Origin of the sequence: Polaromonas sp. JS666, assembly GCF_000013865.1 — a bacterium.
GTDB lineage: Bacteria > Pseudomonadota > Gammaproteobacteria > Burkholderiales > Burkholderiaceae_C > Polaromonas.
On the sequence record NC_007948.1, the window covers coordinates 1,762,589 to 1,782,357 of the forward strand.

Below are 19,769 nucleotides of genomic sequence, written 5' to 3' on the forward strand. Positions count from 1 at the left end.
GGTCTTACCCCTTGTATGCCGGCTCTGGCATGGTGAAAAAGCTGTGCAGGATCTGGTAGACCATCATGTAGTTCTTCTGCTGGAAGCTCGCGTGCGATATGCCGCGCATCACGCTGAACTGCTTGTTCATGTTGGGCAAGAGCTTGAAGTAGTCGATCAGGTCGTCCATGCCGGCGATGCCGTCGTACTCACCGCGCAGGATGATGGTGGGCACGGTCAGCTTCTTTGGGTCCAGCAGCGGCAGTCTGGAACACATGTCCACGTAGGTTCCGGTGGGCATGGAGTCGTCCAGCGTCAGGATGGCATCGGCAAATGCCTCGACCACTGTCTGCTCCACCGTGTCCGGATGGTCGCGCTGAAAGATGCTGTGGACGAAAGGGCGGTCAATCGGGCGCCGGTTCCTGGCCAGGAACTCCGGCAGTTTTTTCCTGCGTTGCTCCAGCGTGTGACTGCCTTCGCCGGTCCACACAAACGCATCGAGTGCGACTTTGGCGATGCGCTCCGGATGCCGTTCGGTGAACAGGCCTGCCTTGAGCGCACCCGATGAAATGCCGTACATCAGCAGCGACGTAGCGCCGGAGACCTTCATGGCGTATTCGGTGCCGGCGGCGAGATCGTCGGCGCCGTTGCTGATGTCGAAGTTGATGTTGCGGTGCTTGTCCGAGCGGCCATAGCCCTCGTTGTCCATGGTCCAGGTGTTAAAGCCCTGGTCCGAAAACCAGTCCATTGCCGACGACCAGGGCCGGCCAGGCACGTGCAGGTCAAAGGTCGGTTGCGAGGCCATTGACGAGCCGTGCACAAAGAAAATAGTGCCCGCATGCGGCACCTTGGGCGAGGCTTTTTTCTCCCAGAGAAACAGCTTGATATCGCCCTCGGGCGTCTTCTTGTGGGTCCAGTGTTCCACACCGCCCGTCCACTTCACATCACTCATCAATGTCTCCTGTTACGGCACCCCGCAGGGCGTCTTTTTTTGATTCATGCCCGGATGGGCTCACACAAAACGGTTTTCAATCGCGCCGATGCCGTCAATCTCGATGCGCACGACGTCACCCGCTTTCAGGTATTGCGGTGGCTTCATGCCCATGCCGACACCGGCTGCCGTACCCGTGGCGATCACGTCGCCGGGGTAGAGCGTGATGCCGCGCGAACAGGTTTCGATCAGCGCCGGAATATCAAAGATCAGGTCGGTCGTCTGCGCGTCCTGGCGCAGCTCGCCATTGACCCAGCCGCGCACGCGCGTGCGGCTGCCGTCAAGCTCGTCAGCCGTGACGATCCACGGCCCCATGGGGCAAAAGGTATCGAAGGACTTGCCCAGGTCCCATTGCTGGTGCCGCATCTGGACATCGCGGGCCGTCACGTCGTTGATGATGGTGTAGCCAAATACATGCTGCATCGCCGCGGCGCGCGAGATGTTGCGCCCGCCTGTGCCGATCACGATGGCGAGCTCGGATTCGTAGTCGATCTCTTCGGAGACACCCGTTGGCAGCATCACGTCGTCCGTGGGACCGACCACGCATTCGGGCACCTTGGTGAACACGATGGGCCACGATGCCGGATTGGCGCTGTTGTCCTTGAACACCGACGCCGACAGCTCTTTGGCATGGGCATGGTAGTTGCGCCCCACGCAAAAGATATTGCGGCGTGGCAGCGGAATGGGGGCTTCCAGCTTCACGTCATGCAGCGATACGGACTCGCTGCGCAAAGGCAGCTTCTTCGGGTCGCCCAAAGCGATGACCGCCAGCGCGCCAGTGTCAGCCTGACCCGGCGCCAGGTTCACGGGTGTGAGGGACCGGCCGTCTTCAGACACGACGCCGACGTGCCGCTGTCCATTCCATTGATAAGTCGCGATGCGCAAAAGGATCTCCTTGACGATAACTGTTGGGATTGGCTGGCTCGGCGGGGCGGCCTCGATCGCGTTTCAGCGCGCATCGCCAGCCTGCGCAATTTCAACCAAATCACACCAATAGTCAACCAAAATGCGCAAGGAAATTCAAAATACCGGGAAAACCCCGTAAATGTAGAGTGAGAAATCTGTTGATCGTTAAAACCAATTAGGCCCAATTGTGTCGATTTTGGGACCGCCTCTGGCAAATTGGTATCATGTCGGCGGCTTCACCCCACACTTTTCGGATGAGATTTATGGACAGCGCGGCAGCTTTGGAAGAAACCATCCTCGACAACCTGAAGTCGCGGAAATGGCGCGCGGGTCACCGGATTCCGACCGAACGCGACTTCAGCGCCGAGAGCGGCCTGAGCCGGTCCACCGTACGGCGTGTGCTCGCAGGCCTGAAAGAGCGCGGGCTGATTACCCAGACCGTGGGCAGCGGCACTTATGTGAGCGAGCGCATTGCCGAGGCGCTGGGCAGTCTGCCTGATTCCGGTACGGTCACCTCGACCAGCCCGGCCGAGTTGATGAGTGCGCGTCTGGTGCTGGAGCCAGCCATCATCGACATGGTGATCGGCAACGCCAATTCCGCCGACTTTGCACGCATGGAAGAGTGCTGCAGCAAGGCTGAACTCGCCACCACGCTGGAAGATTTCGAGCGCTGGGACAGCCTGCTGCATGAGGTGATTGCGGATGCGGCCCACAATGCTTTGATTGCGGGCGTTTTTCGTCTCATGGGCCAGGCCCGCTCCGAAGCCGAATGGGGCATGCTCAAGCGCCGCAGTGCCACGCCCGCGCGACGGCTGGAGTACCAGCAGGAGCACCGCGCCCTGGTGGCCGCGCTGAAGGAGCGCGACGCGGTGCGGGCCAAGGCGCTGTGCGCCGCCCACCTGGCGCATGTACGCAGCAACATGCTGGGCTACTGAGCCGGCCTGCCTCCCCGGCCGTCCCGGCATCGGAGACGGTAGCGGAAGGCCTTCGCGGGCTTGAACTCAGCTCATGCCATTGCGGCTGGCCAGTTCCACAAAGAGTCCCGACTGGTCGAGGTCTGTCAGGCCGTGTTCCACACCCTCGGCGTAGAGCTGCTCGAAGAGCCCGGTGATGGGTGCATCAAAGCCGATTTCCTGCGCGGTCGCCAGCGCATTGCGCATGTCCTTGAGCTGTATCGACAAGCGCGCGCGTGGCGCGAAGTCCCGCTCCACCATGCGCTGGCCGTGCAACTGCAACACGCGGCTGTCGGCAAAACCGCCGGTGATGGCTTCCTTGACCTTGGCCATGTCGGCGCCGCCCTTGGTGGCGAACAGCAAGGCTTCGGCCACCGCGCCTATCGTGATGCCGACAATCATCTGGTTGGCCAGTTTGGTGAGCTGCCCGCTGCCGTGCGGGCCCACGTGCGTGGCGCGGCCGAATACCTTGAGCAAGGGCAGGGAGCGCTCGAAGTCGGCCGGCTTGCCGCCCGCCATGATGACCAGCGTGCCCTGCTCGGCGCCGACGGTGCCGCCAGAGACCGGCGTATCCAGGTGGGCGATGCCCAAGGCGCCCAGCCGCGCGGCGTGGTCACGTGCTTCACGGGGCGTGATGGATGCCATGTCGAGGAAGAGCGACCCTGGTTTCATCGCTGCAGCAACGCCTTGCGCGAACAGCACGTCTTGCACCACGGCGCCGTTTTCCAGCATGCTGACCACGATGTCGGCATCCCTGGCCGCTGCGCGGGCCTGCTCGTGAATGGTCGCGCCCAGCGCCGCCAGCGAGGCGGCCCTGGCTGGCGTGCGGTTCCACACCTGCAGTGCATACCCGGCCTCGCACAGGCGTCGGGCCATGGGCAGGCCCATGCTGCCTGTGCCCAAAAAGGTGATTTTTCTTGCGTACGGGTCGCTTTCAACGGTCATTCGGGTTCCTGGTTAATGGCAGATGTACCCATCATCCGGCACGCAGCGCAAGAAGGCTGTCAGGCAGCTTTCTTGATGGCCGGCGAGAACATGGTTTCCATTTCATGGCGCACCTTGTAGGCGGGCGTCGAGGTGTCCATGGCCACATCGGCCCAGCTCAGGCTCTGGCCCTTCTTGACCGCCCGCACCACCTTGACCTGGTGCGCCAGGCCCAGGGGCAGGCCGCCCATCTGCAGGGAGGTTTCGGCCGGCAGCAGCTTGCCCCAGACGGTATAGCCGCCTTCGCCGTCCAGCATGTCGCCGGGTTTGAGGTCGCGCTTGGCGGTGGCCACCACGTCGGCGTTCCAGCAGGTCGCCACGCCGGTCGGTTCGCCGCGCAGCGCCACGCTGGCCACCGACACGCCGACCTCCAGCCCGATCAGGTGCCAGCGCTTGTACAGCGTGAAATAGCGGCCGCTGGGATCGGTATGCGCGTTGTACTCTTCAAAGCAGTTCTTGATGTAGTCGGTTTCGGCCTCGACCGTGACCCAGACTCCCATGCGGATGTCGTAGGGAATCTTGCGGCCATTGGCTTCCAGCGAGGAGATGACTTCGACCATGCCCTTGCGTTCCAGCACGCCGCCCTCTTGAATAGGTCGCGTCACAAAGGGAATGTCTTCCACGCTGGCGGGCGGGTAGAGCAGGCCGTTGCTGGGCACGGTGAGGCCGGTGGCGTTGGCCACGGCAGTGCATTCGATGGACGGTTTGGAGCCATCGAGGAAGCTGTTGAACATTTTCGGGTTCAGTCCGCCACGCAGGGCCTGCTCGGGCGTGAGGCCGTAGTTGCCCCACACCGTATCGGGCGTGGATTCGCAAAAATGCGGCAGCCATTTATGGCCGCGGCCTGCCGCCACCACCGGAAACCCGCAGGTGCGGGCCCAGTCCACCAGGTCGCAGATCAGCGCCGGCTGGTCACCGAAGGCCAGCGAGTACACCACACCCGCTTCGGCCGCCTTGCGCGCCAGCAGCGGGCCGCAAAAGGCGTCGGCTTCCACCGTCACGTTGACCACATGCTTGCCATGCGCAAAGGCCTGCAGGCAGTGCTCGACGGCCGCCACCGGGTTGCCTGTGCATTCCACGATGATGTCGATCTGCGGATGCGTGACCACCGCCTGCCAGTCGTCGGTGATCCAGGTCGCTCCTGTCTTGATCGCCGTTTGCGCCGATTCCGCCTGGCTCATTTCGGGCTTCCAGCCGACGCGGGTGAGGTTGGTGCGGGCCGCGTCGGGCGACAGGTCGGCAATGGCGACGAGGTGCACGCCGGGGGTTCTGGGAATCTGCGCCAGGTACATGGAACCGAATTTGCCGGCGCCTATCAGGCCGATGCGCACGGGTTGGTTGTCGGCGGCGCGTTGCTGGAGTTTGGTGTAGAGGTTCATTGGGGTCCTGTCATTGCGGGCTTGACCCGCAATCCATGGTGGATCGAAATTAAAGTGGTTAACGGGTCATGGATGCCGGATCAAGTCCGGCATGACATGCCACTTGGCTCAGGCCGCTTTGCGTTCAGGTGCGATTTCATCCATCGAGGTCTGTAGTGCGCTCGCCGGCACACCGTCTTTCCACGGCAGGTCCACCGGGTAGTCTTTCAGCAGGCAGTCATCCGGCAGGCAACTGATCGGTGTGAAGTCGCGGTGCGCAATGTATTCAGGGCGCTTGTAGCGGCGAATGTGGTTGCTGACGGCGCACAGGCTCAGGTAGACGCTGACGCGGTTGAAGGGCGACAGGTTGCTCCCCGAGGCGTGGACCAGGCAGGAGTGGAACAGGATCATCGAGCCGGCTGGGCCTTTGGGGCTGACAATGCCACCCTGTTTGCCACCGGCGCGCTGCACCAGCTGGCGAATCAGGTCGTTGTCCACCGTCCACAGCGGGTAGCTGGTGGTGGTGAGGTCATGTTTGGCGTCCACCACGCCCTTTTTGTGGCTGCCGGGAATGAACATCAGCGGGCCGTTGTGCTCGGTGACATCGTCCAGGAAGATCGCCACATTCATCGCGCGTTCGGTCGGCATCATGTCGTCGTTCAGCCAGGTGCCGTAGTCCTGGTGCCACTGCCAGACATCGCCTTCAAAGGCCATCTTGCCGTTGATCTTGAACTGGTGCATGTAGAGTTTTTCACCCAGCAGGTCTTCCACCGGCTCGATCATGCGCGGATGCCGGCCCAGTTTGGCAAACGGCTTGCTGTACATGTGCGCGGCGAAGTTGGTGCGCACCGCGTCCTTGCCTTTTTCGCGCACGTTGTAGTCCTCGCGCCGGCTATAGAGCTCGGGTACGGCATCGTTGAGCGTTTGCGTTTCTTCCGGTGTGAACAGGCCAGGAAAAAACAGGTAACCGTCGCGGTCAAATTGGGCGAGTTGTTCAGGGGTCAGTTTCATCGCTTGTCTCCTTGGGGTGGGTGTGTTTGTGGCGGCTCAGGGCGCAGGGGCCGCAGAAGGGGCGGGCTGGCTGAGTGCGCTGGACAGCAGGCTCGCCAGGTTGCGGCTGGCGTCCTCGTCGTGTTGGCGGATCAGGGTTTCGGCCGCCTCTTCATCGCCGCGACCTATCGCGTTGGCAATCGCCTCGTGCTCATCCCAGATCGATTCGCGCATGGTCGACACCTGTAGCACCGCGCCCATGGCGCGGCGGATGTGGTGCCAATGCAGCTGCGCGCTCTGGGCGATCAGCGGGTTGCCGGATGCGGCATAAATCGCAGCATGAAACTGCGCATCCGCCGCCATCATGGCCTTGACCTTGTTGCTGCGTGCGGCAGCGCGACCCTGGCTGATCAGGCGCGGGTCCAGCGGGCTGCGGGCACGTGCAGCCAGCCGGGCGGCCAGCGCGTCCAGGGCGCCGCGCACCTGGTAAATCTGCACCAGCCAGGCCACGTCGAGCGGCGCCACCAGCACTCCGCGGCCGGGCGCGTCCAGCACAAAGCCATCTTTTTTCAGCAGCCGCAGGGCCTGCAGCACCGGCTGGCGCGACACCGCCAGCCGCTCCGCAATATCTTCCTGCATGATGCGCGAACCCGGCGCCAGGGAGCCGTCGCTGATGGCGTCCAGCAGGCTGCGGTAGACCTGGTCCACCAGGTCGGGGGTTGATTCGATTTTGATGAGATGGGAAGTCATTTTTGTACTCTGTATACAGAATACGCCAAATGGCAAAAAAGCTACTCCGGGTTTTCCCGTGGGGTCGGGGGCGTGTGCGACTGTGCCAAGATGGCGGCAGTTTGAGCAGTTTTGACGACTTGATCTTCAGGAGCATCCATGAACCAACCTGACCCTGCGTGGCTTGACCGCATGTACAACAACCGGGCGCGCGTGGCGGAGCACGAGGCGCATTTCACGCACTGGGCCGAGGCTTCGGCGCAGGCCAGAAGCACGCTGCCTTGCACGCTGGACATCCCCTACGGCCAGGGCCGCGGTGAAAAGCTGGACGTGTTTCCGGCTGCGAAGCCCGGGGCGCCGGTGGTGGTGTTCATTCACGGCGGTTACTGGCGGTCGCTGGACAAGGCCGACCACTCCTTTGTCGCTCCTGCCTTCGTGGAGGCGGGCGCCTGTGTGGTGATTCCCAATTACGACCTGTGCCCGGCCGTGACCATTCCCGACATCACGCTGCAGATGGTCAGGGCGCTGGCCTGGACTTACCGCAACGTGGCGCGGTTTGGCGGCGACCCGAAGCGCATCACCGTGATGGGCCATTCGGCCGGTGGCCATCTGGCCGCCATGCTGCTGGCCTGCCGGTGGCCGGTCCATGCCGGGGACCTGCCGGCCGACCTGGTCAAAAATGCGCTATCGATTTCGGGCCTTTATGAGCTTGAATCCATCATGCATACGCCGTTCTTGCAGGAGGCGCTGCGCTTGACCCCGGCGCAAGTCCTGCAGGTCAGCCCGGCGTGGATGCCGCCGCCTGCACAGGGCGTGCTCTACACGGTGGCCGGGGCCGACGAGAGCGAAGAGTTCCTGCGTCACAACGCGCTGATCGAGCAGGCGTGGGGGCCCCGGGTGGTGTCGGTGCGCGAAGCCTTGCTGGGGCTGAATCACTTCAGCATCGTCGAGGCCCTGGTGCAGCCTGGCCACCGGCTGAACCAGTTGGCCCTGGAGCTGTTGCGGGCTACGGCCTAGGGCCTGCTCACCCTAAAACGGGAGATGCATTGGTGCCTCATGTGGATGGGTGCGCGAAGGGCGGCGCAGCAAATAGCCGTAGCTATTTGCAAGCTGACCGACAAAGCAGACGCCGCATGAGGGACCAACCCGAAGGGAAGGACTCCCGTTTTAGGGTGAACAGGCCCTAAATATTGACGTCGTACTCCAGTGCGACGTCAGACGCCGGGATGCCGCCGCGAATCGCCCAGTTCTCGCGTGGCGCTTCCCGCATCACCACCTTGATGTGGTCGGCGGGGACGCCGCACAGGCCCAGGTTTTGCACGATGGCCTGGTACAGCGCGCGTTTGGTCTCGACGGAGCGCCCTATGAAGCAGTCAATGCTGACCAGGGTGTATTGGTCGCCCTTGTCCGGAGGCCCGACAAAGCGGTGCGGCTCGTGGACGAAAAGGCGAATCATCGTGGTGCAGTGCGGGACTTTAAGCGCCGCAATCATCGCGGCCTGCACGGCATCGATGAGGGCCGTTTCTTCTTCGCGTGAATATTTTCGGCGTATTTCAATGGCTGCAGTGGGCACGGATCCTCGCTTTCATGGTTTGGCGATGACTGTACTCCTGCGGCAGGCTGGATCGGCCAAGCCTCACATCAGCAGGTGCTCGCCTGCGTTGTCGCCGCCCAGGATCACGTAGTTGGCCTTGCGGATGTCCATCAGTTTTTTGCCCCCGGCATAGCTGATGGAGCTCTGGATGTCTTCTTCCATCTCGCGCAGGGTGTCCGCCAGCGTGCCCTTGATGGGTTCCAGGATGCGTTTGCCTTCAACGTGCTTGTACTCGCCCTTGTTGAAGTCCGAGGCGCTGCCGTAATACTCCTTGAAGAGCTTGCCATCGACCTCCACGGTCTTGCCGGGGCTTTCTTCCAGGCCGGCGAGCAGGGAGCCGATCATCACCATGGTCGCGCCAAAACGGATGGACTTGGCAATGTCACCGTGTTCGCGGATGCCGCCGTCGGCAATGATGGGCTTGGTCGCCACCCGGGCGCACCATTTGAGCGCCGAGAGCTGCCAGCCGCCGGTGCCAAAGCCCGTCTTCATTTTCGTGATGCAGACCTTGCCGGGGCCGATGCCCACCTTGGTCGCATCGGCGCCCCAGTTTTCCAGGTCAATCACCGCTTCGGGTGTGGCCACGTTGCCGGCAATCACGAACGATGCAGGCAGTTTCTGTTTCAGGTAGGCGATCATGCGCTGCACGGTGTCGGCATGGCCATGGGCAATGTCGATCGTGATGTATTCGGGGGCGAGACCCTCGGCCACAAACTGGTCCACCGTGTCGTAGTCTGGTTTTTTGACGCCCAGCGAGATCGACGCGTAAACGCCTTTGGCCTTCATGTTTTTGACGAACTGCAGGTTGTCCAGGTCAAAGCGGTGCATCACGTAGAAGTAGCCGTTTTTGGCCATCCAGGCACAGATGTTTTCGTCGACCACCGTTTTCATGTTGGCCGGCACCACCGGGATACGGAAGGTGCGCCCGCCCAGCGCCACACCGGCATTGCATTCCGAGCGGCTTTCCACCCGGCATTTGCGCGGCAGCAGCAGCACGTTTTCGTAATCGAAGATTTCCATAGTTTCCCAAGCTCCTGAAGACTGTTGATAACCAGGGATGCTCTGTCTAACTCGCGCCGCGCGCGGCGGGGCTTTTGCGGGATGAGCCGCAAGGCGCAAAACCCAAGGCAAGGCTGGACGCCTTGCCTGGTTTTGCAACGCGGCGGATCACCCGCAAAACCACGCCCCTTCGGGTTCGACCCAAAACGGGCGCTTTGCCCACCAAACCGCTTGCGTGTGCCTTCGGGCACGTGACGCGCGGTGTTGGCGGACAAATCATCCCGTTTTGGACTCGAACGCGCATGGCGGGAGTTAGGCAGAGCATCCCCAGGCACTTGGACTGGACCGGTCCTTGCTCGCATTGTCCCCATGGAACGCAGAAACAAAAAACCGGGCGCAATTGCTTGGGCCCGGTAAGTGATTCTAGGCGTGCGGGTGTCTGGCGATGATGCCGCGACCTGTATACCCTTTATATGGGCAGTCCCATTCCGGGACGCTATTCCGGGCTCCTATTTCGGGCCGCTATTTCGGGCCCTGGCTGGGTGTTTGGGGGCTTGCCTCGCAACGCGACTGGGCCGCAGCCCGCACCCGGTTTTTTTCATCCTCAACCCAGCCAATCACACGCAGCCGGCCCGCATTGGCGCCCTGCGCAATGGCCATGGAGCGCGCTTCGAAAAAGCGGTTCTGGTTCTGCTCTGTGTTTGACAGCTTTCGACCATCCCAGGAGACCTGGAGCAGGTTTCTGACGAGGTTCCGCTCGGTGGGCGAGCCTTCGGTGCCGGCGGGCAGGGTTTCAACCAATGCCAGCCAAGCCGTCCAGCGCTGGCCCCGTGCGGCGGGCGGGATGGGTTTGAGCTCTATCGAGGCACCCAGATAGTCGGCCAGCGGCAGGCCGTGGGCCACGCGCAGTGTGCTGCCTGTGAGGCGGTTGACGGAATGGGTACGGTTGCTGGCCTTGGCGGGAACGGCCTGCCCCGAGGCCTCCAGACGGGCCAGCGCATCGCGCGTTGCCACCGCAGACAGCGGCGCGTCGTCACCCTTGCTGCCCGGGACCACCCAATCCAGCGCGATCTGGCCGGCGCCCGCCTTGGGCGTGGCCGGGTCGGTCCAGCAGCTGTCGCAGTCGGCGTTGATGAAGCGCTCCATGAGCTGCGCGGGCCGCGGCTGGCCGTCGCTGGCGCAGAACGATTGGGCCCAGGTGCCGGGCGCGGTGCAACTGAACAAGGCGGTTAACAGAACAAGGTGTTTCATTTCAGGGGTTCCTGCAGCACAGGCATTTTCCCAGATGTCGTTTGGGGTGCCTGGCTCTTACATCCTCTAAGCAGCCTGGCCAAGCCTGAGCGCAGTCGCTATCAGGTGATCCCTGAAGTCGCTGGCCAGCGTGCCGGGCGTTTGCCCCTGCAGTGTCAGCACTTGCAGGCTGCGCTGGCGAAATTGCGGCTCGCTCACCGGCACGGCCACCAACTCACCTGCCCGAACGGCGTGCGCGGCGCTGACCAGCGCCGAGAGCGTCAGCACCTCGCCCTGCATGACCAGCGCCAGCAAGGTGGGGTAATTGCCGGTGTAGGCCACCTGGTAGTGCAGGCCCTTGAGGCTGCAGCACAGGTCCAGCATCTGCCGCACGGTGGTGCCGGCCTCGGGGACGGCCAGCGGATGGCGCACGATGTCAGCCACCGACACACTGCGTCGCCGGGCCAGCGCATGGCCGGGTGCCGCCAGCACCATGATGGGGGCGCTCTGGTTGTGTTCGATCTTCAGGCCCTTTTCCGGGGCGACGGAAAATTTGATCCCCAGGTCCACCTCGCCGCGCAGCAGGTGCCGGCTCACTTCGTCGGGCGTGCCCACCTGCAGGTGAATGCCGCAGCCGGGATGCGCTGTGCGAAATGAAGACATCACCTCCGCCATGAAGCCGCAGGCCAGGCCTTCGGTGCAGGCGAGGCGGATGCGGCTGGCGCGTTGCCCGCCCAGCCCCTTGACTTCGTCGACCACGCGTTCGGCATCGAGCATGGTGGTGCGCACATAGGCGGCCAGCCGCTCCCCGGCAGCGCTGAGCGCCATGCCGCGGGCCTGGCGCTCGAACAAGGCACAGCCCAGGCTGCCTTCGAGTTTGGTGATCTGGCGGCTGACGGCCGATACCGCCACATGCAGCTGCTCAGCCGCCTGGGTCACCGAGCCGGTACGGGCGACCTCCAGAAAGTAGCGGGTGGCTGTGCCCAGCAATGACAAGGACATCGTATGGCTTCCCGTGTGGCTTGCGTGCATTGCCGCCAACGCAAGGCTGAGTTGCTTATTCTCAAATTGTGAAAGCTTTTTGAGTTTATTAGACTTTTGGCAATGCTCCAAGGATGCCAAAACATGACGCGCGACCAATTACTCGAATCTGCCTCCGCCTGGTTTGACGCCGGGCATTTCCAGCGTGACCTGGCCCGCCGCGTGGCCTGGCGCACCGAGAGCGACGGCGGGCAGCCCGGCCCAGCCCTGGGCGACTACTTGCGCGATGACATCGTGCCATCCCTGATCCGGCTGGGCTTTGACTGCGAGGTGCAGGCCAACCCGGTGGCTACCGGTGGGCCGCTGCTGGTGGCGCGCCGCGTCGAGGGCCAGGACCTGCCTACCGTGCTGACCTACGGGCATGGCGACGTGGTCAACGGCCAGGACAAGCACTGGCGTGAAGGCCTGAGCCCGTGGCAATTGACCGTGGAGGGCGACCGCTGGTACGGCCGCGGCACGGCAGACAACAAGGGCCAGCACACCATCAACTTCGCGGCGCTGGAGCACACCCTGGGCGCGCGTGGCGGCCGGCTGGGCTACAACGTGACGGTGCTGCTGGAAATGGGCGAGGAGGCGGGCAGTCCGGGCCTGCGTGAGCTGTGCGAGCGCGAACGCGAGCTGCTGCGCGCCGATTTGCTGATCGCCTGCGACGGGCCGCGCGTGCAGGCGCAGCAGCCCACCCTGTTCCTGGGCTCACGCGGGCTGGTCAATTTCTCGCTGCGCCTGCAAAGCCGCGAGCGCGCCTACCACTCGGGCAACTGGGGTGGCGTGTTGACCAACCCCGGCATCGTGCTGGCGCATGCCATCGCATCCATGGTCGATGAACGGGGGCGTATCCAGGTCGATGGTTTGCGCCCACCGGCACTGGCGGACAACATCCGGCGCGCGCTGCGCGACGTGCAGGTCGGCGGCGGCACAGACGATCCGCAGATCAATCCCGCCTGGGGTGAGCCCGGCCTGACGGCGGCTGAACGCCTGGTTGGCTGGAACACGCTGGAAGTGCTGGCGCTGGGAGCTGGCTCGGCCGAGCGTCCGGTCAATGCGATTCCACCTCAGGCGGTGGCGCACTGCCAGCTGCGCTTTGTGCCGGGTACGCCGTGGCAGCAGTTGCAGAGCATCGTGCGCGCCCATCTGGACGCGCACGGCTTTGACGCCGTGGAAGTGAGCGTTACCGCCGACTCGCCCGCCACGCGCCTGGATCTGGACAACCCCTGGGTCGGCTGGGCCATGCAGTCCATGGCGATGAGCAGCGGCAAGCCCGTCACCCTGTTGCCCAATCTGGCCGGCTCGTTGCCCAACGACGTGTTTGCCGATGTGCTGGGCCTGCCCACGCTATGGGTGCCGCATTCCTATCCGGCCTGTGCCCAGCACGCGCCCAACGAACACCTGCTGGCGTCCGTCGCCAGCGAAGGCCTGCGCATCATGGCTGGACTGTACTGGGATCTGGGCGAGCCGGGCCTGCCCTGGCAGCGCAGTGCGCGTGCTCAATGAGCCTCACGGAGCCCCTCGCTTGAGTTTTTTAACCTGAAAAGAGAACAGCATGACATCGACATCGACATCGACATCGACATCGACATCGACATCACGCCGCGCGACGCTGATAACTGCCCTGGCCGCTCTGGTGACCAGCCTGGTGAGCCCGCTGGCCCTGGCCCAGAGCTGGCCCAGCAAGCCCCTCAAGCTGATCGTGCCGTTCCCGCCGGGCGGCGCAACCGACACCGTGGCTCGCCTGATTGCGGAGCGCCTGGGGCCACGCCTGGGGCAAGCCGTCATCATCGAGAACAAACCGGGTGCGGCGACCGTCATCGGTGTGGATGCGGTGGTCAAGTCCATCCCCGACGGCCACACGCTGCTGGTCTCAGGCACCAGCAGCTTCACCGTCGTGCCGGGCTTGCGCAGCAAGCTGCCCTTCGACGTGCTCAAGGATTTGACCCCGATCGCGCTGGTTGTCAATGCGCCCCTGGTGCTGGTGACGGCGCCGTCCAAGCCCTACCAGCGCCTGTCTGACGTCATTGCGCAAGCCAGGGCCAAGCCCAAATCGCTGACCTACTCCACCTATGGGCCCGGGACTGCGCCCCATCTTTCCGCGGAGCTGCTGGCCCACGCCGCCGGTGTCGAACTGGAGGCCGTGCCCTACAAGGGCAGCGCCGAAGCCCTGATAGGCCTGATGCGCGGTGATATTGATGTGGGCGTGGAAACCCTCTCGGCCGCCAGTGCGCAGATCAAGGCCGGCAAGCTGCGCGTGCTGGCGGTGACCAGCGGCAAGCGCACGAGCTTTTTGCCCGAAACGCCGGGCATGGAGGAGCTGCGCCTGCCGCAGGCCAGTTTTGATGGTTTCTATGCCGTCGCCGCACCTGCAGGAACGCCTGTGGCGGTGGTCCAGCGGCTGACGCGGGAAATCAGCGAAATCATGGCCATGCCGGAGGTGAAGGAAAAATGCGCCCAGTTGTCGCTGGAAGCCGTAGCCCTGGGCCCTGACGCGTTGCGTGCAATCATGAAAACCGACATCGCCAGGTTTCGTGAACTGGGGGAGCGGATCAAGATCAGTCTGGATTAACCATTCCCGGGGTGCGGGGAGGGGGTGTGGGTGCCGGTTTTCTACAATGGACCCATGTTTCCACAAGTCACCCGAGATTCCCCGCTGCTGCACAACCTCAACCCCGAGCAACATGCCGCTGTCACCCTGCCGAATGAGCACGCCCTGATTCTTGCCGGGGCGGGCTCCGGCAAGACCCGCGTGCTGACCACCCGCATTGCCTGGCTGCTGCAAACCGGCCAGGTCTCGCCCGGCGGCATCCTGGCCGTGACGTTTACCAACAAGGCTGCCAAGGAAATGCTGGCCCGCCTGTCTGCCATGCTGCCCGTCAATGTGCGCGGCATGTGGATTGGCACCTTCCATGGCTTGTGCAACCGTTTTTTGCGCGCGCATTACAAGCTGGCCAATCTGCCGCAGAGTTTCCAGATTCTGGACACGCAAGACCAGCTGTCGGCCATCAAGCGGCTGTGCAAGCAGTTCAATGTGGACGACGAGCGCTTTCCGCCCAAGCAGCTGGCATGGTTTATTGCCAGCTGCAAGGAAGACGGCCTGCGTGCCAAGGACGTGCAGGTGCGTGACGAGGAAGGCCGCAAGAAGGTCGAGATCTACGCGCTGTACGAAGAGCAGTGCCAGCGCGAAGGCGTGGTGGATTTTGGCGAGCTGATGCTGCGCAGCTATGAACTGCTGCGTGACAACACCGCCGTGCGCGAGCACTACCAGCGGCGTTTTCGCCACATCCTGATCGATGAGTTCCAGGACACCAACAAGCTGCAATACGCCTGGATCAAGATGCTGGCGGGCCAGGGCCCCGAAGCCACGCAGGGCGCCGCCGTGATGCCGGGCGGCTCGGTGGTGGCGGTGGGTGACGACGACCAGAGCATCTACGCCTTTCGCGGTGCGCGCGTGGGCAACATGACCGATTTCGTGCGCGAATTCGATGTGCAGCACCAGATCAAGCTGGAGCGCAACTACCGCAGCTTCGGCAACATCCTGGATTCGGCCAACGAGCTGATCAGCCACAACAGCAAGCGTCTGGGCAAGAACCTGCGCACCGAGGCCGGCCCTGGCGAGCCGGTGCGGGTGTACGAAGCCACCTCTGATTTTGCCGAGGCCCAGTGGTTTGTCGATGAGGTGAAGCAGCTGGTGCGAGACGGCGCCGAGCGCAAGGAGATCGCGCTGCTGTACCGCAGCAATGCGCAAAGCCGGGTGATGGAGACGGCGCTGTTCAACGCTGGTGTGCCTTACCGCGTGTATGGCGGCCTGCGCTTTTTCGAGCGCGCCGAGATCAAGCATGCGCTGGCCTACCTGCGCCTGCTGGAGAATCCGCACGATGACACCAGCTTTTTGCGCGTAGTCAACTTTCCGCCGCGCGGCATTGGCGCACGCAGCATTGAGCAACTGCAGGACATTTCGCGCGCCTCGGGTTGCTCGCTGCATGACGGTGTCAGTGCGGTGACTGGCAAGGCCGGAGCCAACCTGGGCGCCTTTGTGGCCAAAATCGATGTGCTGCGCGAGCAGACCACGGGCCTCACCCTGCGCGAAATCATCGAGCTGGTGCTGCAGCACAGCGGGCTGGAAGAGCATTACAAGCTGGAAAAAGAAGGCCAGGACCGCCTGGAGAACCTGGCCGAACTGGTCAACGCCGCCGAGTCTTTTGTCAGCCAGGAAGGCTTTGGCCGCGATGCCGTAGCCTTGCCGGTGGACGAACTGGGTTCGCGTGCGAACCTGGCCCTGGGCCAGTCGCCAGCCAGCCAGGGCCTCGATCCTTCGGCTGCGCTGCTGAGTGAACCCTTGCCGGAATTGCTGGCGCCCGACACCGAGACCGGTGAAACGCTGTCGCCGCTCGCGGCCTTTCTCACGCACGCCGCGCTGGAGTCCGGCGACAACCAGGCGCAGGCCGGCCAGGATGCCGTGCAACTGATGACGGTGCACTCGTCCAAGGGGCTGGAGTTTGACTGCGTCTTCGTCACCGGCATGGAAGAGGGCCTGTTCCCGCATGAAAATTCCATGAGCGACCACGATGGCCTGGAGGAAGAGCGCCGCCTGATGTACGTGGCCATCACGCGCGCGCGCAAGCGCCTCTACCTCAGCTATTCACAGACCCGCATGCTGCACGGCCAGACGCGCTACCACCTGAAAAGCCGGTTTTTTGACGAGCTGCCGGAAGCGGCGCTCAAATGGATCACGCCCAAAAACCAGGGCTTTGCTTCCGGCCTGGGCATGGGATCCAGCGGCTGGGGTGGTGCCGGTAATTCAGGTGCGAGTGGCACCCGTGGCGACTGGGCCAGCAACGTTTTTTCTTCAAAGTCCGGTTCATCGGAGCGCTTTGCCAATCCACCGGTGCCGCCGCAACGCAACGCGCCTTCGCATGGGTTCAAGGGCGGCATGCAGGTGTTTCACGCCAAGTTTGGCGAGGGCAAGGTGCTGATGCTCGAAGGCAGTGGTGACGATGCGCGGGCGCAGATCAATTTCACCCGGCATGGCGTGAAATGGCTGGCACTGAGTGTGGCCAAGCTGACGGTGGTTTAAGAGCCTTACATGGTTAAGATAGGTCAACCCTTGGTGCTGTGCCCGCATCCCCTTGATCCAGCCGCCCGCGAGAATACATGAACGAGCCCGAACCGTCCGCTGACACCTCTTCCCCGATTTACGTGCCGCATCAGGAGTTTTGCGCCGGTATGCCCATGGGGCGTTTCCGCTTGATCGTGAACCCGGAGCGCGCGCAAAAGTACGTCAAGCATCGGCTGTTTGTCGTGGGTATCTCGCTGCCTCTCCTGGGCATTGGAACGGCGCTGAGCCTGTGGGGTTACCTTTGGGCGGGGCTTCCGCTGGTCATCGTCGGCGTCCTGCTGCACCGTGTCATCAAGGCACACGCCGCGAAAATCCTGCTGTACCTTGCGATGCATGACGCCAAGACCTACGACCAGGCCATTGAATACGAAATCCTCGAAGTACGCTACGCGAACTGAGGACTGCCCGGGAACCCGCCACCAGCCTGCCTGACGGGCGCTCCCTGACCCGTCAACTCGCCAAAGGCAACAGCGCCAAAGGCAGCAGCCATCGCCGGCTCCCCGGCAGGCCGTGACTTGACCTGCATCAGGCGCCTGCCCCGCACCTGGCCCTGTTTGGTGCCTGGCGCCGGCGCGTCAGCTGCCGATACGCCCACCGTCGTTTTTCGTGATCACGATAGTGGCCGAGCGCGGGCGTTTGCCGGCGCCGTAACCCGCATTGGCCGGCCACTGGCTGGTGTATTTGGCCGGGTCGCCGACGTTGGCCTGTGCGGTAGTCTCGCCTGGGTGCTGGATGTTCACAAACAGGGTCTTGCCGTCCGGTGTTTCGGCCAGCCCCGTGATCTCGCAAGCCACTGGCCCCACCAGAAAGCGCTTGAGCTTGTCGGGCGTCGGTGCCTTGCCGACGTAGGTGTCAACCGTCAGCGCGCCACCATCCGCTTTGGGGTAGTTCAGCGTGACCTTGCGGCCGTCGCCCACCTGACCCGGCAGGCCGGCCAGCATCATGCAGTTGGTGACGTCGGTGTAGGCGCCGTCGTCGGTCTGGATCCAGCAAATGCCCGTGCTTGGGCTGAAGGCCAGGCCGTCAGGGCTCGAAAAATCCTGTTCGCCCGTCAATTTCGACAAATTCACCGAGCCGGGTGCTGCGCTGGCTTCGGCGCCAAAAAGATACACGTCCCAGGTGAAGCTGGTCGCTGCCGAGCCAGCGGCGCCTTCCTTCATGCGCAGGATGTGGCCATGTGGATTGCCGGTTTGCACCGTAACTGTGCCCTTGATGTCGGAGTAGGCACGCGGGTTGGCGCTGTCGGGGGCCAGCTGCGACGAACCGCTGGGCTCGACACGGCGGTTGCTGTTGTTGGTCAGCGAGTAATAAATTTCACCATTGGCCGGGTTGACCGAGCACCATTCGGGGCGGTCCATTTTGGTGGCACCCACGGCGTCGCCCGCCAGGCGCGTGTTCACGGCGATGTCGGCCTGATCGGCGAACGGGTATTTGGCATAACCGGCAACTGCCGGGTTGGTTTGCGAAAGCTCCAGCCACTGGCCGGTGCCGTCGGCGTTGAATCTGGCTGCGTAGAGCTTGCCGTTGTCGAGGTACTTGTCACCGGCGGCCAGGCGGTCGGCCGGGTTGGCGTCAGCCGCATCCCATTTGGCGGCAGACACCCACTTGTAGATGTACTCGTTGCGCGAATCGTCGCCCTGGTACATGGCCAGCGGCTGGCCGGGCACCACTTTGCCGAATGCCGCGCTTTCATGGGCGAAACGGCCCAGGCCGGTGCGTTTTTTGGCAAGTTTTGTTTTGTTGTAGGCGTCCATCTCGACGATGTAGCCCATGCCGTTGAGCTCGTTGCGGTAGTCGTCGCTGCCATCGGCGGAGGTGCCGGTCTTGGCGTTGATCCAGCGCGCGAACCTGTCGTCCTTACCGGCGGTTTCCCAGCCGTGGCGCGTGCTGGCGCCTTCTGCGCGGCCGTAGCGCACCAGTGCGGTGACGCTTTTGTGGCCTTCGCGGGCCGCGTCATCGCCCTTGGGTCGCGTGAAGTAGCCGGCCCAGTTTTCCTCGCCGGTCAAAAAGGTGCCCCAGGGCGTTTTGCCGGTACCGCAGTTGTTCAGCGTGCCGCGGGTTTTGGTGCCGTTGGGCGAGAACCTGGTGACCATCAGCGGGTTGCCGCGTGCTGGCCCGGCAATCTCGATTTCGCTCAGCGGTGTCAGGCGTGTGTTGAAAGCGGAGTCTTTGAGATATTCCCACTTGGCGCCCTTGCGGCGGACTTCGACCACGGCCACACCATGGATGGCAAGCTCTTTTTCGACTTCGCTGGCCGGGCGCGGCAGGCTGCTGGTGCCGCCGTTGGCATGCAGGAAGAAGGACGAGAGTTTTTCGTCGGTTGTCGCTTCGTGGTTCATTGCCAGCAGGCCGCGGCTATTGGCGTTGTTTGATGGCCGGCCGTTGTTGTCCAGCCCGAACCACTCCATGCCGTCGTGGTGGTCGCCCGCGCGGTTTTCATAGTCGCTGTCGGTGCCGTCGTTTTTGTAGGCGGGTGTGGACGCCGTCAGGGGGTCGCCCAACGCGTAGAGCACGCTGGTGGTATAGCCGGGCGGCACCACCACCATGTCGGCCAGGCCTTTGGCCACTTCCTTGAAACCCAGCAGCTTTTCATGGGGTGCGGCGACAGCTTCCTCGCCGATACCCACGGCCGACGCGGCCAGGCTGCCAAAGACGGCGGCGGCAGCGGTGCCTACCGAGCTCCGCAACACCGAGCGGCGGCTCAGGCGGGCATCCAGAACCGTTTCGAAAGACGGATTGTTCGACGTGTTGTTGTTCAGGTCATCAGGGTCGATATAGGTGCTATCGGTGTGGGTTGGCTTGGACATTGGCGGCTTTCGTGTGACATTGCATTGAAACTGGCAACGGGATCGCGTTGCCGATTCACGCATTGTGTGAAAGAAAGGTGTCAATTCCGTGACGCCCGCTC

The 19,769-nt window shown here is 63.3% G+C and carries 17 protein-coding genes; 6 read left to right on the forward strand and 11 right to left on the reverse strand.

Going from position 1 to position 19,769, the window contains the following annotated elements; all coding sequences use genetic code 11:
• Positions 1-4 precede the first annotated feature (4 nt).
• Positions 5-931 (reverse strand): alpha/beta fold hydrolase, encoded by a 927-nt coding sequence (locus BPRO_RS08510; RefSeq protein WP_011482644.1) that lies wholly within the window; start codon positions 929-931, stop codon positions 5-7.
• Positions 932-991: 60 nt separating this feature from the next.
• Positions 992-1,855, reverse strand: coding sequence for a fumarylacetoacetate hydrolase family protein (locus BPRO_RS08515; RefSeq protein ID WP_011482645.1), 864 nt, complete (start codon positions 1,853-1,855; stop codon positions 992-994).
• A 284-nt stretch (positions 1,856-2,139) separates the two neighbouring features.
• Here BPRO_RS08515 and BPRO_RS08520 point away from each other — a divergent pair, with 284 nt between their 5' ends.
• Positions 2,140-2,811 carry a FadR/GntR family transcriptional regulator gene (locus BPRO_RS08520; RefSeq protein WP_041388591.1) on the forward strand — a complete coding sequence of 224 codons (672 nt, stop codon included), beginning with the start codon at positions 2,140-2,142 and terminating at the stop codon, positions 2,809-2,811.
• Between the two features lie 66 nt (positions 2,812-2,877).
• Here BPRO_RS08520 and BPRO_RS08525 read toward each other — a convergent pair whose 3' ends face one another.
• From BPRO_RS08525 to BPRO_RS08540, 4 genes are all read right to left on the reverse strand, one after another.
• Positions 2,878-3,774, reverse strand: coding sequence for an NAD(P)-dependent oxidoreductase (locus BPRO_RS08525; protein ID WP_011482647.1), 897 nt, complete (start codon positions 3,772-3,774; stop codon positions 2,878-2,880).
• Between the two features lie 59 nt (positions 3,775-3,833).
• Complete coding sequence (locus BPRO_RS08530; protein WP_011482648.1) at positions 3,834-5,192, reverse strand: NAD(P)H-dependent oxidoreductase; 1,359 nt, start codon at positions 5,190-5,192, stop codon at positions 3,834-3,836.
• A gap of 108 nt (positions 5,193-5,300) precedes the next feature.
• The gene (locus BPRO_RS08535; protein ID WP_011482649.1) at positions 5,301-6,182 is read right to left on the reverse strand and encodes a phytanoyl-CoA dioxygenase family protein; all 882 of its coding nucleotides are present in this window, start codon (positions 6,180-6,182) and stop codon (positions 5,301-5,303) included.
• A 36-nt stretch (positions 6,183-6,218) separates the two neighbouring features.
• On the reverse strand, positions 6,219-6,911 hold the full coding sequence (locus BPRO_RS08540; protein ID WP_011482650.1) for a GntR family transcriptional regulator: 693 nt from the start codon (positions 6,909-6,911) through the stop codon (positions 6,219-6,221).
• Between the two features lie 138 nt (positions 6,912-7,049).
• Between BPRO_RS08540 and BPRO_RS08545 the strand changes: the two genes are divergently transcribed.
• The gene (locus tag BPRO_RS08545) at positions 7,050-7,907 is read left to right on the forward strand and encodes an alpha/beta hydrolase (protein ID WP_011482651.1); all 858 of its coding nucleotides are present in this window, start codon (positions 7,050-7,052) and stop codon (positions 7,905-7,907) included.
• Positions 7,908-8,073: 166 nt separating this feature from the next.
• Here the strand turns inward: BPRO_RS08545 and BPRO_RS08550 are convergent, their stop codons facing one another.
• The 4 genes from BPRO_RS08550 to BPRO_RS08565 all read right to left on the reverse strand — a co-directional run bounded on the left by BPRO_RS08550 (position 8,074) and on the right by BPRO_RS08565 (position 11,715).
• Positions 8,074-8,463, reverse strand: coding sequence for a tautomerase family protein (locus BPRO_RS08550; RefSeq protein WP_011482652.1), 390 nt, complete (start codon positions 8,461-8,463; stop codon positions 8,074-8,076).
• A 63-nt stretch (positions 8,464-8,526) separates the two neighbouring features.
• Entirely contained in the window at positions 8,527-9,504 is a 978-nt protein-coding gene (locus BPRO_RS08555) for a GMP reductase (protein WP_011482653.1), read from the reverse strand.
• A gap of 501 nt (positions 9,505-10,005) precedes the next feature.
• Positions 10,006-10,734 carry a hypothetical protein gene (locus tag BPRO_RS08560; RefSeq protein WP_011482654.1) on the reverse strand — a complete coding sequence of 243 codons (729 nt, stop codon included), beginning with the start codon at positions 10,732-10,734 and terminating at the stop codon, positions 10,006-10,008.
• Positions 10,735-10,800: 66 nt separating this feature from the next.
• Positions 10,801-11,715, reverse strand: a complete 915-nt coding sequence (locus BPRO_RS08565; RefSeq protein WP_011482655.1) for a LysR family transcriptional regulator — start codon at positions 11,713-11,715, stop codon at positions 10,801-10,803.
• Positions 11,716-11,838: 123 nt separating this feature from the next.
• Here BPRO_RS08565 and BPRO_RS08570 point away from each other — a divergent pair, with 123 nt between their 5' ends.
• The 4 genes from BPRO_RS08570 to BPRO_RS08585 all read left to right on the forward strand — a co-directional run bounded on the left by BPRO_RS08570 (position 11,839) and on the right by BPRO_RS08585 (position 17,259).
• Positions 11,839-13,245 carry a M20 family metallopeptidase gene (locus tag BPRO_RS08570; protein WP_011482656.1) on the forward strand — a complete coding sequence of 469 codons (1,407 nt, stop codon included), beginning with the start codon at positions 11,839-11,841 and terminating at the stop codon, positions 13,243-13,245.
• A gap of 49 nt (positions 13,246-13,294) precedes the next feature.
• Complete coding sequence (locus BPRO_RS08575; protein ID WP_011482657.1) at positions 13,295-14,311, forward strand: Bug family tripartite tricarboxylate transporter substrate binding protein; 1,017 nt, start codon at positions 13,295-13,297, stop codon at positions 14,309-14,311.
• 54 nt (positions 14,312-14,365) lie between these two features.
• Positions 14,366-16,819 (forward strand): UvrD-helicase domain-containing protein, encoded by a 2,454-nt coding sequence (locus BPRO_RS08580; protein ID WP_041389452.1) that lies wholly within the window; start codon positions 14,366-14,368, stop codon positions 16,817-16,819.
• 77 nt (positions 16,820-16,896) lie between these two features.
• Positions 16,897-17,259 (forward strand): hypothetical protein, encoded by a 363-nt coding sequence (locus BPRO_RS08585; protein WP_041388594.1) that lies wholly within the window; start codon positions 16,897-16,899, stop codon positions 17,257-17,259.
• Positions 17,260-17,436: 177 nt separating this feature from the next.
• On the opposite strand, the gene BPRO_RS08590 is transcribed toward BPRO_RS08585, so the two are convergent.
• Positions 17,437-19,668 carry a PhoX family protein gene (locus BPRO_RS08590; RefSeq protein WP_041388596.1) on the reverse strand — a complete coding sequence of 744 codons (2,232 nt, stop codon included), beginning with the start codon at positions 19,666-19,668 and terminating at the stop codon, positions 17,437-17,439.
• Positions 19,669-19,769: the final 101 nt, after the last annotated feature.